This is a genomic window from Sphingobacteriales bacterium (assembly GCA_016700115.1).
In the GTDB taxonomy this organism is placed as follows: Bacteria; Bacteroidota; Bacteroidia; order Chitinophagales; family UBA2359; genus UBA2359.
Genome location: CP064999.1, coordinates 3,432,791 through 3,449,082, shown reverse-complemented (window position 1 = coordinate 3,449,082; position 16,292 = coordinate 3,432,791). Strand labels below are relative to the sequence as shown.

The window sequence follows — 16,292 nt, the reverse complement described above, 5'->3', positions numbered from 1 at the left end:
TTGGCTTAAAAAGTAACTGTTGAAATCAAAGAGATAACTGTTCTTTTATGAACGATACGGTGCGCATTTCTGACCAAAGTAATCCTTCCTGCTCAAATGAAGTAAATGCAACATGCCCTCCGGCACTTGGCATTTCCAAGAAAATATTCGGATATTGATGTGCAATTTCTACTGGATAACATTCCGGTCCGAGAAAAGAATCGTTTTTGGCATTGACAATCAGCGTTGGAGTGGAAATAGCAGGTAGAAATTGTTTTGCGCTACATTTGACATAATAATCGCAGGCATCAACAAATCCATGAATGGGTGCTGTAAAATAGTTGTCAAAGTCAACTAAACGTTTGACCTTTTTAAACAAATCTATGTTCATGTTTTCTGGAAATAACTGTGCTTTATGTTTCATCTTAGGTATCAAAGAGTTTAAAAAACTTTTTTCATAAACCCGGTTGAAGCCTTGCATAATAGATTGGCAGCTTGATGCAAGATTAACAGGGGCAGAAAAGGCCACTAAACCTTTTATGGTCTCTGACAAATTTTGCCCATTTTCTCCGGCATATTTCAGAATTAGATTTGCACCAAGGCTAAACCCAACTAAAACAATATGCTGATAGCGCTCTGTTTTTAAGGCATGACGAACTACCCAATCTAAATCATCAGTTGCGCCACTATGATAACCTCGAAGTTTTAAGTTTGGTACCCCACTGCAACCCCTGAAGTTCCAGGCTAAGGCATCAAAACCCGCTAAATTGGCGGCTTTTACCATTCCTCTGATATATGGTCGGTCAGTACTCCCTTCTAAACCATGACAAACGATAACTAATACCTTACTACCTGTTAGCGACCAATCTAAATCTAAAAAATCTTCATCAGGTGTGTTGATTCGTTCCCTGTCGTAAACAATTCCTTCAACTTTACGAAATAAATATGGGAAAATAGTTTCTATATGACGGTTAAACAGCCATTTAGGTGCTGAATAAGTACAATGCAATACCGGCATCTGATTTTGATGGTTTTCTTTGTAGAAATAGAAGCTAATATATCCTCAAAGTTACAATTTTTCGATTTGTTCCGAATCTGTTCAAACAAATTACTTTTAATCCCAAAAATTCAAACAGTTCTAAATCGCTTTAAACCGGCGGTTTTTACTTTTTTACAAGTGAATTTGTTAAATTTTGCAAAAAAACTAAACGATTAGTTGCAAAACTAAAACCTTAGTTGTAGATTTGCGTCGGATTTAATTAAAAATACGGAAAATAACTAAACATTTAGTTGCAATTCTAAAAAGATAATGTTTACCTTTGCACCGCTTTTTTAAAAAAGTCCGTTAATTTCTTTAATTGACAAACTAAAACAAATTTAAAACAATGAAAAAAGGATTTTTAAGCAGTTTGCTAACCCTTGTTTTTGTAATGGCAACAATTGTTGCATGTAATCAGGCTGATGGCGAAAAAACAGATGCGACCGATGCAGCCAAAACTGCCACGACTGATGCAACTGTAACTCCTACAGACCCTAACGCTACTCCTGCTGCAGATGAAGTTGACCCCAATTTGCCTAAAACTACGATGGAGTTTACTCAAATGGAGCATGATTTTGGTACTATCAATGAAGGCGAAAAAGTTTCACATATTTTCAAATTCAAAAACACCGGCAAAGAGCCTTTGATTATTGCAAGTGCAAAAGGATCATGTGGTTGTACCGTTCCTGAATATCCGAAAGAGCCAATTGCTCCCGGAGCTGAAGGTGAAATTCATGTTTCTTTTGACAGTAAAGGCAAACCCAACAAACAAACCAAAACCGTTACCATTAACGCAAATACTGATCCCAACCCAACCCGCTTGACCATCAAAGCTGATGTTAAAGCTGCTCCGGGAAGTGAGTCAGGTTCTAAAACCGTTACTCCTGAAGGCGGTCAAATTAAAATCAATCCACAAGGACAGGGTAAATAGTCTTTTCTTTGAAAGATTATTTATTTAACCGAAAAAGCGGTAAGTGTCATGCTTACCGCTTTTTGTTTTTTTAACACATATTAACGCCTTCTGTCCTTGTTCTTTTAAGCAAGTGTCCCTGCTATACCTTAACTTGTGCCGTTTTTTATGTTTGCACATTGTTTTTTTATATTCAATTGTCAATGCTAATAGTCATTCACCCTGAAACACCATCGGATAGAAAAATCAATGAAGTAGTAAATTGTCTTAAAAATGGTGGTTTGATTATTTATCCTACTGATACAGTTTATGGCATTGGTTGTGATATTTTTAATCATCGGGCAGTTGAGCGATTGTGCCAACTAAAAAGAATAAAGCCGGAGAAATCTTTCTTTTCTTTTGTTTGCTATGACTTGAGCAATCTTGCTGAATTTACGCTTCCATTTGACAAATCTGTCTATAAACTGATGAATAAGAATCTACCCGGGCCATTTACCTTTATTCTTAATGCTTCCAACTCCGTTCCAAAAGTGCTCCGGTCTAAACGAAAAACTATTGGTATTAGAGTGCCTGATAACGCTATAGCCCGTGCAATTGTACAACAATTGGGAAACCCTATCATGTCATCTTCTTTAATTATTGATCAGCCAGATTTTGATGAATATCCGGTTGATCCAACTGAAATCTATGAGCAATTTGGCGACAAGGTGGATTTGGTAATTGATGGCGGAACTGGGCATAATGCACCTTCTACTATTGTAGATTGCACCGGCAGCGAAATAGAAATTGTTCGTCAGGGAATGGGAGAATTGCGTTTTTAAATATTGAAGCACATCATCACTAACATATTTTTGAAATGAAACAGGTTTTTACTGCTTTTTTGACACTTACGTTTGTACTATTAAATTCGGCATTGTTTGCTCAAACTTCTTCCTCCAATACCGGAGATGTGAGGGGATTTGTTTATGACAAGGATACTGGCGAGCCGGTTATTTTTACCAATGTCTATATGGAAGGCACTTCCTACGGTGCTTCCACAGATGTAAACGGACTTTACTCCATCAATAAAGTTCCTGCCGGAAATTATATGTTAATGTGTACCTCAGTTGGATATGATACCACAAGAATTGCGATTGAAATAAAATCCGGTCAAATTATCAATCAGAAAATATTTCTAACCCAAGCTGAAATTGTGCTGAAAACAGTTGAAATCGGTGTTAAAAAAGAAGAAGCCAAAACAGAGGTTCGAACTTCGACTATTAAAATTACCGCCAAACAGATGAACAAGATACCAACAATTGGAGGAGAACCGGATTTGGCACAATATCTTCAAATTCTTCCGGGTGTGGTTTTTACCGGAGACCAAGGGGGACAGTTGTATATTCGCGGGGGGTCAGAAATACAGACAAAAGTTTTATTGGATGGCATGACGATTTACAATCCTTTTCACTCCGTTGGGTTGTTTTCAGTTTTTGAAACCGATATCATTAAGAACGTGGAGGTGAATACCGGTGGATTCGACGCAAGCTATGGAGGTCGGATTTCAGCGGTCATTGATGTTACTACGCGTGATGGGAACAAAAAACGGCATACCGGCAAAATATCGTCAAATACTTTTTTGTCGAAAGCCATGTTGGAAGGTCCTATTACAAAACTCAGACCGGACGGCACAGGCATGAGCGGTTCTTACATGATAGCTGCCAAAACCTCTTACCTTGACCGCACTGCGCCGTTGCTTTATGATTATGTTAACGAGCAAGGACTTCCTTATTCTTTTACAGATATATATGGTAAGGTTTCGTTTACCTCCGACAACGGAAGCAAGTTTAACGTGCAAAGTTATCGTTTTGGAGATAATGCGTCTTTTCAGGAAAAGTCTGATTTTAACTGGACTGCTTATGGTTTAGGTACCAATTTTGTGATTGTACCCGGTCAATCGAAAGTGATTTTGGATGGTTTTTTCTCTTATTCAACGTATGATATGCAATTGGAGGAAGCCGATAAAAAACCACGAACAAGTTCTATCGGGGGTTTTAATACGGGAGTTAATTTCTCGTATTTTTTACCTAAAGGTGATGTTAAATATGGCATCGAGATGGCTGGGTTTGCTACAACTTTTGATTTTTACAATCCGCTTGGCATCAAAATTACCCAAGACCAATATACCACGGAAATCAGTGCTTTTATGCGCTACAAAGCGATTATAGGTAAATGGCTGATAGAACCGAGCGTCAGGACTCAATATTATGCGTCGCTTCCGGCTTTTTCTTTTGAACCAAGGCTTGGGTTTAAAGTTAATTTGACCGATTATTTGCGCTTTAAAGGGTCAGGTGGCCTTTATTCTCAGAACTTTATCAGTGCAAAATCTGATCAGGATGTTGTGAACTTGTTTACCGGTTTTTTGTCTGCACCGGATGGTGCGCTTAAAAACCTTGACGGGGATTTTGTTAAAAACAATCTTCAACGTGCCTTTCACAGTGTTGCCGGTTTTGAGGTCAATCTTGGAAAGTTTACCGAATTTAACGTGGAAGGTTATTACAAAGATTTTAACCAACTTATCAATATTAACCGCAACAAAATGTTTGCCCTTGATCCCGACTTTATCATTGAAACCGGTAAAAGTTATGGGGTAGATTTTATGGTGAAGTACGAATACAAACGACTGTATCTCTGGACGGTTTATTCTTTAGCTTATGTTACCCGGGATGATGGAAATCAGGTTTATCCTCCCCATTTTGATCGCAGACATAATACCAATCTTTTAGCCAGCTACAAATTGGGGAGAGACCAAAGTTGGGAAGTCAGCGCAAGATGGAACCTTGGGTCAGGTTTTCCTTTTACCCAAACTCAAGGGTTTTATGAAAGCATTAACTTTACCGGAGGTGTGGATGTGGATTACCTTCAGCAAAATGGCAATTTAGGTATCATTTATGCCAGTGAGTTGAATGGTGGCCGCTTGCCGGCTTATCATAGGTTAGACCTCTCGATGCGTAAAATGTGGGAGCTTGGAAAATATACCAATATGGAAGTAAGTGCAAGTTTGACCAATGTTTATAACCGCGCCAATATTTTTTATTTCGACCGTATCAGATACGACAGAGTTGACCAATTGCCGATACTGCCAAGTTTAGGGCTGTCTTTTTCTTTTTAATTAAAACATGAAACCCCGATATTGCAAATTGTCGAAGCAATATCGGGGATTTGTATTTCAGAGGGATTAAAACTGACTTACCGCCTATTCACATTCCACATCTTCAAGGGTACTATCCCAGCAATGCCATTCTTCATCGCCAAAATGAGCTAAATTTTTCACCCTGCCTTCTTTAGTCGTGGTATTCCAGGCTATATTGAACAAATTATCGCCATTGCTCAGATAAATATTGTAAAAGGCATTTAACGCTTCAGTTCCAAGCCCATATTCAATGTATGAACCGTTATCAACACCGGGGGCGATGTTTTCGTAGCTAATGGTTTCTACGCCTGTAAGGGCATCTTTTTGAAAATGAATGTCAATAAATGGCACCGGAGAAGTCGGGTCTTTTGACAATTGCCAGGTTGCCATACTATTGTCAGTCTTTGTATTGCCCGAATACCAAAGAAAATCGGTAAAAGAACCTGCCTTACTCACGTACATTTCCCAATGTACCTCGTCAATTCCTGCCAAAGTCGCTTCCAAACGTGCTGTATGCCATCCGCCGGCATTAAAGTTATACGACCATGTCCATTTTTCCAAAGCCGCATTATAATCGGCATCGTGCTTGAAAGACTCATAAAACGCTGCCACCGGAATTACTAAATTGACCACCAAAACAGTATTCCACCAACCGACATTGACCGCAGCAACCGGAAAATTCAGTTTTGTGGAAGATGCATCGGTCGTTTTACCTTCGTCTGAAGGAAATTTAGTAAAATCAATGACCATCATTTTTTCATCGGGCAGGTTGGGTGCCGGTTCGTCGTTTTTTAAACACCCTGAAAACAAAAGTGCAAAAACAAAAATACCTGCTATAACAGCAGGTAATCGAAAGGAATTGGTTTTCATAATAAAAAATTTATAGTTAGAAAACAAAACTGCGGTTGGACTCGCAGTAAAGGGTATTGTTTAAAAGTAAACGAGCGTTATAGTAAGTTTTCTACAATTTTTTGCGAGGTTGTAATCTATTAGCTATTGTTATGTTTGTAAGACATTATTCTAATGCAAATTTACCTAAGATTATTGCTTGATGTTAATAATCGGGCTGCTTTTACCCACTTAAATTTTTGCCCTATTCATGTACAAACATAAAGTAAACATCAAACTGTTGTAAATTTTTATTCTGGCAGACCTCCTCCCCTATTTTTTCTTAAAGTATTGTTTTAACGCTTCCCCTCATTTGGGCTTCTTCTGTTCTTAATCACAATATTGTGAATTTATCAAACAGTATAGTAACTATTACAGATCTATCTATTGACCTGATTTTGTCGCTGTAACTGTTACAGACCTATGTTTCGCAAGCGAAAGGTAATGTTTCGCAAGCGAAAGGTAATGTTTCGCATGCGAAGAATCATTTTTCGCAAGCGAAGAATTAGGTTTCGCAAGCGAAGAATTAGGTTTCGCAAGCGAAGAATCATTTTTCGCATGCGAAGAATCATTTTTCGCAAGCGAAAGGTAAAGTTTCGCAAGCGAAAGGTAAAGTTTCGCAAGCGAAGAATCAATTTCGCAAGCGAAGAATCATTTTTCGCAAGCGAAAGGTAATGTTTCGCAAGCGAAAGGTAATGTTTCGCAAGCGAAAGGTAATGTTTCGCAAGCGAAAGGTAATGTTTCGCAAGCGAAAGGTAATGTTTCGCAAGCGAAAGGTAATGTTTCGCAAGCGAAGAATCAGGTTTCGCAAGCGAATGGTAATGTTTCACAAGCGAATGGTAATGTTTCACGAGCGAATGGCAATGTTTCACAAGCGAATGGTAATGTTTCACAAGCGAATGGTAATGTTTCACAAGCGAATGGTAATGTTTCACAAGCGAAGAATCAGGTTGCGCTTGTGTAAAATTATTTTAAATCATCAGAAAAGGGAGACTGTTAGAGAGTGTTTAATTTTGTCGCTGTAACTGTTACAGACCTATAAAATGAATCTGACTAAGTCGCTAACTGAATCATAGAAGCTGTTTGAAATGGGAAATTTTTAGCTGCTCGATTGTTATAGATCAATCAATAACCAATGAGATACAAACAATCACCGAATTAATTGGTGGATTTGGGTGATTTTAATAATTTTACCTTTGCACCAGTAACGGTACACTTTCAAGGGGAGGAGCTGAAAAGTTCTGCCCCTTTTCCTTTTTAGGTGTTAATGTTTCAATTACAAAAATCTGAATGTCTGCGACATTAGATACTTATAAGAACACTATTCTATCATCAAGAACAGGTTTAAAGAAAAAACGGGCAACCCATAAAGGATAACCCGTTTTCTTATTGTTGAAAAAATGCAATTACCGTATCAGGGTAACATTTCCATCGAACAGTTGTTGTTGTCCGTCATAATATGTAACGATACAATAATAAACATAAACTCCCAGTTCGCAATCGGTGCCGTTGTGGGTTCCATCCCATCCAATCAATAAATCGGAGGTGGTGTTGCTATACATTTCGTTGCCCCATCGGTCATAAACATGGTATTCGACTTGCGAAACATTGTAACCGACAATTCGGAAGATGTCGTTTTCACCGTCGTTATTGGGCGAGAAGGCATTTGGAATAACAACCAAACGATCTATCATTTCAATCATAACCATTGCTGTTGCCGAACAGCCGTATTCATCCACTACGGTTACGACAAAGGTGGTGTTTTCAGAAACAGTAGCCCAAGGATTTGGACAATCGGTACAACTTAATCCGGCGGCAGGCGACCATTGCCATGTAAATTCAGTGCCGAGGGTCGAAGTGGCAATTGCAGTGATATTGATGGGTTCACCTGGCAATGTGGTGAGAACATAAGGCACAGAAACGCCAACCTGATCCAAAAGCAAGGTAAATGCCAGCCTGCCCGGACTGATACAAGTGGGATCGCTGATGCTTACTGCTTCGGCATAATAGGTGCCGGGAGTTTGTGCAGTAAAGGTTGTTCCTGTTGCCAGTAAATTGCCGCCTGTTGGGGCATCATACCAATTATAGGTAACGCCCGGAACAGAAACAGGTACAAAAGGCGTTGTATTGACTTCGCCTTTGCAAGATACAATCGTAGCAGACAAAGTTGCCGGTGTTAATGGCGGCACACAGGCACAAAGTTTGATGGTTAATTGAATCCAGCTTGTATCGTTGGCGCAGGGCAAATCACCCTGGACAATGTAAATGAAATCATAATCGCCGGTAAGATGTCCGACCGGATCAAAAACGCCGGTTAACGGGTCTAAAGAGCCTGTAATTATTGGAGAAACAGCCTCAAATATGCCACCTGTTTCTGCTCCGTCCAGCAAATCAAAGAGTTCAACTACCGCCAAATCTGTATTGCAAACAGAAATTTCGCCGTCATTCCCGGCTGATACAGCCGGCGTATCGCCTATAATTGCAGTCAGTGTCGAAGTACAATCATTGGCATCGGTAACCGTAACTTCGTAATTGCCGGCCGGAATATTGGTTAAGTCTTCATTGCTTGACCCATTATTCCAACTAAATATATAGGGAGCAAGTCCGCCAGATACCGTTAAGTCAATCGCTCCGTTTGCCTCAAAACAAGTGGCATCGGTTATGGCAACACTCAAATCTGGGGCAAGGCTATCGCCAACTGTTGCCGTGATGGTTGAAGTACAGGCGTTGGCATCGGTAACCGTTACCTCGTAATCACCGGCAGGAATATTGGTTAAGTCTTCACCGGTCATGCCGTTGCTCCAGCTAAAAGTATAAGGTGCAAGCCCGTCTGACATGGTTAAATCAATAGCACCGTTTGCTCCGGCACAGGTGGCATCTGTAACTTCAACACTCAAAACGGGGGCAAGACTATCGCCAATTGTTTCCGTTATGGTTGAAGTACAGCTATTGGCATCAGTAACAGTTACCTCGTAATCGCCGGCTGGGATATTGGTTAAGTCTTCACCTGTCATGCCATTGCTCCAACTATAAGTATAAGGTGCAAGCCCACCCGATACGGTTAAATCAATTACACCGTTTGTTCCGGCACAGGTGGCATCGGTTACAACTACACTTAAATCGGGGGCAAGGCTATCGCTGACGGTTGCCGTCATGGTTGAAGTACAGCCGTTGGCATCTGTAACCGTTACGGTGTAATCTCCGGCAGGAATATTGGTTAAGTCTTCACCGGTCATGCCATTGCTCCAGCTATATATGTAAGGTGCAAGACCTCCCGATACGGTTAAATCAATCGCTCCATTGGCATTGGCACAGGTAGCATCAGTTACGAAGACGCTCAAACCGGGCGCAAGGCTATCGCTGACGGTTGCCGTTAATGTAGCTGTACATCCATTGGCATCTGTAACAGTTACGGCATAATCACCGGCAAGAAGGTTGGTTAAATCTTCATCAATACTGCCGTTGCTCCAGCTATAAGTATAAGGTGCAAGCCCGCCCGATACAGTTAAATCAATCGCTCCGTTGGCATTGGCACAAGTAGCATCGGTTACGGTAACACTTAAACCGGGAGCAAGACTGTCGCCAACAGTTGCCGTAATGGTCGAGGTACATCCGTTTGCATCCGTAACTGTTACGTCATAAGCACCGGCAAAAAGGTTGGTTAAATCTTCATCAGTAATGCCGTTGTTCCAACTAAATGTATATGGAGCAAGTCCGCCCGATACGGTTAAATCAACCGCACCGTTTGCATCGTCACAAGTTGCATGGGAAACAGCAATGTTTAAACCGGGTGCAAGGCTATCTCCTACTGTTGCCGTTATGGTTGAAGTACAGCCGTTGGCATCTGTAACGGTTACGTCATAATCGCCGGAATGCAGATCGGTTAAATCTTCATCAGTCATACCATTGCTCCAGCTATATGTATAAGGTGCAAGTCCGCCCGATATGGTTAAATCAATCGCTCCGTTGGCATTGGCACAGGTGGCATCGGTAATCACTAAGCTCAAACCGGGTGCAAGGCTATCGCCGACTGTTGCCGTCATGGTTGAAGTACAGCCATTGGCATCCGTAACGGTTACGGCATAATCACCGGCAATTAGGTTGGCTAAATCTTCATCTGTAATGCCATTGCTCCAGCTATATGTATAAGGTGCAAGTCCGCCCGATACGGTTAAATCAATCGCTCCGTTGGCATTGGCACAAGTAGCATCGGTAATCGCTACGCTCAAACCGGGTGCAAGACTATCGCCGACTGTTGCAGTTATGGTAGAAGTACAGCCGTTGGCATCCGTAACGGTTACGGCATAATCACCGGCAAGAAGGTTGGTTAAATCTTCACCGGTCATGCCGTTGCTCCAGTTATAGGTATAAGGAGCAAATCCACCGGATACGGATAAGTCTATCGCTCCGTTTGCATTGGCACAGGTGGCATTGGTAATCGCTACGCTCAAACCGGGTGCAAGGCTATCGCTAACGGTTGCTGCTATAGTTGAAATACAGCCGTTGCTATCGGTTACGGTTACCTCATAATCGCCTGTCGGAAGGTTGGTTACATCTTCACCGGTCATGCCGTTGCTCCAGTTATAAGTATAAGGAGCAAGACCGCCAGATACAATCAAATCTATCGCACCATCCGTATTGCCGCAAGTAACATCCGTAACAATCACACTCAAATCCGCCACGACACTATCTCCAACAGTCGCAGAAATTATAGCAGTACAACCATTGGCATCGGTTACTGTTACCTCATAATCTCCTGACAAGAGATTGGTTATATCTTCATCGGTCATTCCGTTATTCCAACTAAAAGAATAAGGACTAACGCCTCCGTTTACTGTAAGGTCAATTGCACCATTGGGATTTCCGCAGGTCGCATCGGTAACGACCACACTTAAAGCAGGAGAAGAACTATCGTTTACAGATATAGACGTAGATACTGTACATCCATTGGCATCAGTAACAGTTACGTTATAATCTCCAACAGGAAGATTGAAAATGTCTTCATCCGTATTTCCATTGCTCCAAACAAAAGTATAAGGAGAAAGACCGCCGGATACGGTCAAATCTATTGAACCGTCATTATTACCGCAGGTAACATCTGTAACTGTATAGCTCAGAGCAGGTGCAGCATTGTCGTTTACAGTTGCAGAAATAAAATCGGTACAACCATTGGCATCAGTAACAGTAACCTCATAATCTCCTGACAAGAGATTGGATAAATCTTCATCGGTACTGCCGTTGCTCCACAAGAAAGTAAATGGAGCAAGCCCTCCTGATATAGATAAGTCAATAGTTCCCAAAGCATTTCCACAAGTATCATCAGTAACAATTACACTTAAAACAGGTGTATCGCTATCTCCTACCGTTGCAGATAACATCGCAGTACATCCATTGGCATCTGTAACCGTTACTTCATAAAAGCCGGACAGGAGATTGGTCAAATCTTCATCAGTACTGCCATTGCTCCAACTAAAAGTATAAGGCACTAATCCACCTGATACAAACAAGTCAATTGCACCGTTAGCATATCCACAGGTGGCATCAACTATTGTTACACTTAAATCAGGGGCAAGACTATCGCCAACTGAGACATTCATTGTTGAAGAACAACTATTTGTATCTGTAACAGTAACCGTATAATTACCTGCCGGTATATTGGTTAAGTCTTCATCGGTCGAGCCGTTATTCCAGCTAAAAGTATAAGGGGCTACGCCATTGGCAATGGTTATATCTATTGCGCCATTGGAATTGCCACAGGTAGCATCAGTAACAGCCAAACTCAAATCAGGATTGGATGAAGGGTTAATGGCCACGGAAATGGTGTCTGTACAATTATTAAAGTCTGTTACCGTTGCACTATAAATTCCCGGAGCTAATCCGCTTGCAGTTCCGGTAAACAACCCCGTGTCATGAGACCATGTATAAATCATACTGCCAACACCTCCGGAAGTTGAAAGCGAAATGCTGCCATTATCCAACTCACAGGAGGTATGAACAACAGTTTGCACCTGAATAGAAGGTACAGATGTATTGTTTATAACCACAGTCTGTACAGCTACACAATTATTTTCATCACTAACAGCAATCAGATAAGAACCGGGAGCAAGCCCAGTCGCAATATTTCCGGTTAAAGCACTATCATGCGACCAACTATAACTATATACGCCGACACCACCGGATGCAGATACGGTAATGCTTCCGTTCGGCAAACCACAGGTAGCATGGGTGATATTGGTAACCAAAAGTGAGGGTTCAGGAGCATTGCCCACTGAAATCACACCAACTGCTTCACAACCTGTGATATCGGTTACTGTAACGGAGTAGTTACCTGCTAATACATCGTTTAAGTCTTGAGTAATTGCTCCGTTGCTCCACAAATAGGTAAATGGCATTTGTCCGCCAGATACTGTAAGTACAACAGAACCATTTGCCTGACTACAGGTAGAAACAGTTGCAACAAGATTTAAAGTATGTGGTGGTAAATCATTGATGGTTTGCGATAAAACAGCAGTACAACCTATAACGTCTGTTACTGTAACGGTATAAGTACCTGCAATTACATTGTTTAAGTCCTCATCCGAGCTTCCATCACTCCACAAGAAAGTATAAGGTGCGCCTGTTCCTGTAACAGTAAGATTTATTGCTCCGTTCGCCTGCCCGCAGGAAGCATCCATAACAACAGCCGATAAGGTTGGACTTGCCTGATTATTGACAATTACGGCTAAAGTTGCAATGCAATCATTGGCATCTGTAACCGTTACCGTATAAGTACCTGAGAATAGCCCTGTTAGGTCTTCGCTAATTTCGAGATTGCTCCACAGGTAAGTATAAGGAGCGGTGCCGCCGTTCACAGAGATGTCAATACTGCCGTTAGGCTGTTCACAAGAAGTGTTTACCACTAAATCAGTTGATACAATTGGTCCTCCTATATTGCTTACTGCTGAAGTAAGTATATCTGTACATCCATTTGCATCAGTAACTGTAACCGAATAAGTGCCTGCCGGAATATTGGTTAAATCCTGAGTAACAGCTCCATTATCCCAAATATAAGAATAGGGCAATGTGCCTCCTGTAACACTTACATCCACATTTCCATCAGAGTTTCCGCAAGTAGCATCAGAGGTTACAGCATTCAACACCGGACTTCCTGCATTTGATATAAAAATACTTAATCCTGAAGTACAATTATTGGCATCAGAAACGGTAACACTGTAGGTTCCTAAAGCCAATCCTGATATATCCTGAGTAAAACTACCGTTACTCCAAACATAATTATATGAACCTGTACCTCCGGAAACCGTTAAATCTATGTTTCCATTGAAACTGCCTGCACAGAAAGCATTATTGTGCGTTTCTGACAATGTAACAGCCGTTGGCTCTGAAATTGTAATATCCAATGAAACCGTACAGTTGTTACTATCAGTAACCGTAACACTATAATCTCCTTCAGAAGCAATGTTTAAATCTTCTGAAGTAATTCCATTACTCCATTCATACGTATAGTTGCCAGAACCACCCGATACGGTAATGTCAATGCTTCCGTTAAAGCCGGCAAAACATGATACATCAGTATGAGTTTCAGAAATTAACAAATCCGATGGAACTGTAACTGTTGCATTAAAAAATGCTTCGCAACCACTGTTGTCTGTTACCGTAACAGAATAACTTCCCGGAGCTAGTAAGTTTATATCTTCTGTAATTGCAGCGTTGCTCCATATAAAAGTATATCCACCAGTGCCGCCAGAAACTGTCAGGTCTATACTTCCATTATCATTACCACAGGTAGCTTCTGCAACAATAGCCGAAACAACCGGACCTCCAAGATTGGCAACTGCAGCAGATGCACTTGCAGTACATCCCAAATCATCAGTTATGGTTACGGTATATGAACCTGCATTAAGTGCGGTAATATCTGCATCAATTGCACCATTGCTCCAAAGATAGGAATAGGTTCCTGTTCCACCGGACACAGAAGAAACAACAGCCCCATTCGCGTCGCCACAATTAGCATCAGTTGGGGTAAGGGTTAAAGTAAGCGGTACTGAATCTTCAACCACAGCAGAAGCACTTGCCGTACATCCCGCACCATCGGTTATTGTTACTGAATAAGTTCCTGAGCCAAGTCCGGTAATATCTGTATTAATTGCGCCATTGCTCCAAAGGTATGTGTAGGTTCCTGTTCCACCGGACACTGAAGAAGTTACTGCACCATTTGCATCGCCACAATTAGCATCAGTCTGGGTTAGGGTCAAAGTAAGCGGCACGGAATCGCCAACCGCAGCAATAGCACTAACTGTACATCCCGCACCATCAGTTATGGTTACTGAATAAGTTCCTGAGCTAAGTCCGCTAATATCAGCATCAATTGCGCCATTGCTCCAGAGGTAAGTGTAGGTTCCTGTTCCACCGGACACCGAAGAAGTAACAGCACCATTCGCATCGCCACAACTTGCATCGGAAGCGCTAAGGTTCAAAGTAAGCCCTCCTGTATCTCCTACCGAAACTGTAGCACTGGTTGTACATCCTAAACCATCGGTTACTGTTACAGTATAACCTCCTGAACCGAGTCCGGTAATGTCTGCATCAACAGCGCCATTGCTCCATTGGTAAGTGTAGGTTCCTGTTCCACCGGACACCGAAGAAGTAACAGCACCATTCGCATCGCCACAATTTGCATCAGTCGGGGTTAAGGTTAAAGAAAGTGCTCCAGTATCACCAACAGTAGCAGAAGCACTTGCTGTACACCCCAATCCATCAGTTACAGTTACTGTATAAGTTCCTGAACCGAGTCCGGTTAAGTCTGTATCAATTGCACCATTACTCCAAAGGTAAGTGAAAGTTCCTGTTCCACCGGACACCGAAGAAGAAACAGCTCCATTTGCATCTCCACAATTAGCATCAGTCGGGGTTAGGGTTAAAGAAATTGCTCCAGTATCTCCTACGGTAGCAGAAGCACTTGACGTACATCCAGCGCTATCGGTTACGGTTACGGTATAACTTCCTGAACCGAGTCCGGTTAAGTCTGTATCAATTGCGCCATTGCTCCAAAGGTAAGTATAGGTTCCTGTTCCGCCGGAAACCGAAGAAATAACAGCACCATTTGCATTTCCACAACTCGCATCGGTTGAGGTTAGGGTTAAAGTAAGCCCACCAATAACGTCAATCGTAACAGAATCGCTTGCCGTACATCCAGCACCATCGCTTACAGTTACTGTATAAGTTCCTAAACTAAGTCCGGTTATGTCTGTATCAACTGCACCTGTGCTCCAAAGGTAAGTGTAAGTTCCTGTTCCACCGGAAACCGAAGAAGTAACCGCACCATTCGAAACCCCACAACTTGCATCAGTAGGGATTAAGCTGAGAATTAAAGCCGAAGATTCGATAATTTCTATACTTAATCCGTTAGTACAGCCGTTGGCATCCGTAACGGTTACGTCATAATTTCCTGCTTCCAAGCCGTTGATATCTTCGCTTATGGCACCTGTGTTCCAACTATAAGTAAAGGGCACAGTTCCGCCCGATACACTCAAATCTATCGCTCCCGTTAACCCTCCAAAACACAATACATCGGTATGGGTTTCTGTCAAGGTCATTCCTGCAGGCTCTGTCAGGGTAATGCTTAATCCCATGCTACAGCCGATGGCATCCGTAACGATTACGTCAAAATCTCCCGCTCCCAAGCCGTTGAGATCCTCGCTTACAGCACCGGTGTTCCAACTATAAGTATAGGGTACAGTTCCACCCGATACACTCAGGTCTATCGCTCCCGTTAACCCTCCAAAACACAATACATCGGTATGCGTTTCTGTCAAAGTCATTCCAGCAGGTTCTGTCAGGGTAATGCTTAATCCCATGGTACAGCCGTTGGCATCCGTTACGGTGACATCATAATCTCCTGCTCCCAAGCCGTTGATATCCTCGCTTACAGCACCTGTGTTCCAACTATAAGTATAGGGTACAGTTCCACCCAATACACTCAGGTCTATCGCTCCGGTTAACCCTCCAAAGCACAACACATCGGTATGCGTTTCTGTCAAGGTCATTCCTACAGGCTCTGTCAGGGTAATGCTTAATCCCATGGTACAACCGTTGGCATCCGTAACGGTTACGTCATAATCTCCTGCTCCCAAGCCGTTGATATCCTCGCTTGCAGCACCGGTATTCCAACTATAAGTATAGGGCGCAGTTCCGCTCGATACACTCAGGTCTATCGCTCCCGTTAACCCTCCAAAACACAATGCATCGGTATGGGTTTCTGTCAACGTCATTCCTGCAGGCTCTGTCAGGGTTATGCTTAATCCCAT

General features: G+C 42.0%; 6 protein-coding genes. 3 read left to right on the top strand and 3 right to left on the bottom strand.

The genetic code is table 11. The annotated features are described in order from the left end of the window. Positions 1-25 precede the first annotated feature (25 nt). The gene (locus IPM47_12320; GenBank protein QQS27667.1) at positions 26-997 is read right to left on the bottom strand and encodes an alpha/beta fold hydrolase; all 972 of its coding nucleotides are present in this window, start codon (positions 995-997) and stop codon (positions 26-28) included. Positions 998-1,409: 412 nt separating this feature from the next. Between IPM47_12320 and IPM47_12315 the strand changes: the two genes are divergently transcribed. From IPM47_12315 to IPM47_12305, 3 genes are all read left to right on the top strand, one after another. Beyond that, on the top strand, positions 1,410-1,949 hold the full coding sequence (locus tag IPM47_12315; GenBank protein ID QQS31461.1) for a DUF1573 domain-containing protein: 540 nt from the start codon (positions 1,410-1,412) through the stop codon (positions 1,947-1,949). A 182-nt stretch (positions 1,950-2,131) separates the two neighbouring features. Further along, positions 2,132-2,749, top strand: a complete 618-nt coding sequence (locus IPM47_12310) for a threonylcarbamoyl-AMP synthase (protein ID QQS27666.1) — start codon at positions 2,132-2,134, stop codon at positions 2,747-2,749. Between the two features lie 35 nt (positions 2,750-2,784). Continuing rightward, positions 2,785-5,079 carry a TonB-dependent receptor gene (locus tag IPM47_12305; protein ID QQS27665.1) on the top strand — a complete coding sequence of 765 codons (2,295 nt, stop codon included), beginning with the start codon at positions 2,785-2,787 and terminating at the stop codon, positions 5,077-5,079. 84 nt (positions 5,080-5,163) lie between these two features. Here IPM47_12305 and IPM47_12300 read toward each other — a convergent pair whose 3' ends face one another. Both IPM47_12300 and IPM47_12295 read right to left on the bottom strand, forming a co-directional pair. Continuing rightward, the gene (locus IPM47_12300; GenBank protein QQS27664.1) at positions 5,164-5,970 is read right to left on the bottom strand and encodes a hypothetical protein; all 807 of its coding nucleotides are present in this window, start codon (positions 5,968-5,970) and stop codon (positions 5,164-5,166) included. 1,424 nt (positions 5,971-7,394) lie between these two features. Next, positions 7,395-16,292, bottom strand: a complete 8,898-nt coding sequence (locus IPM47_12295) for a gliding motility-associated C-terminal domain-containing protein (GenBank protein QQS27663.1) — start codon at positions 16,290-16,292, stop codon at positions 7,395-7,397.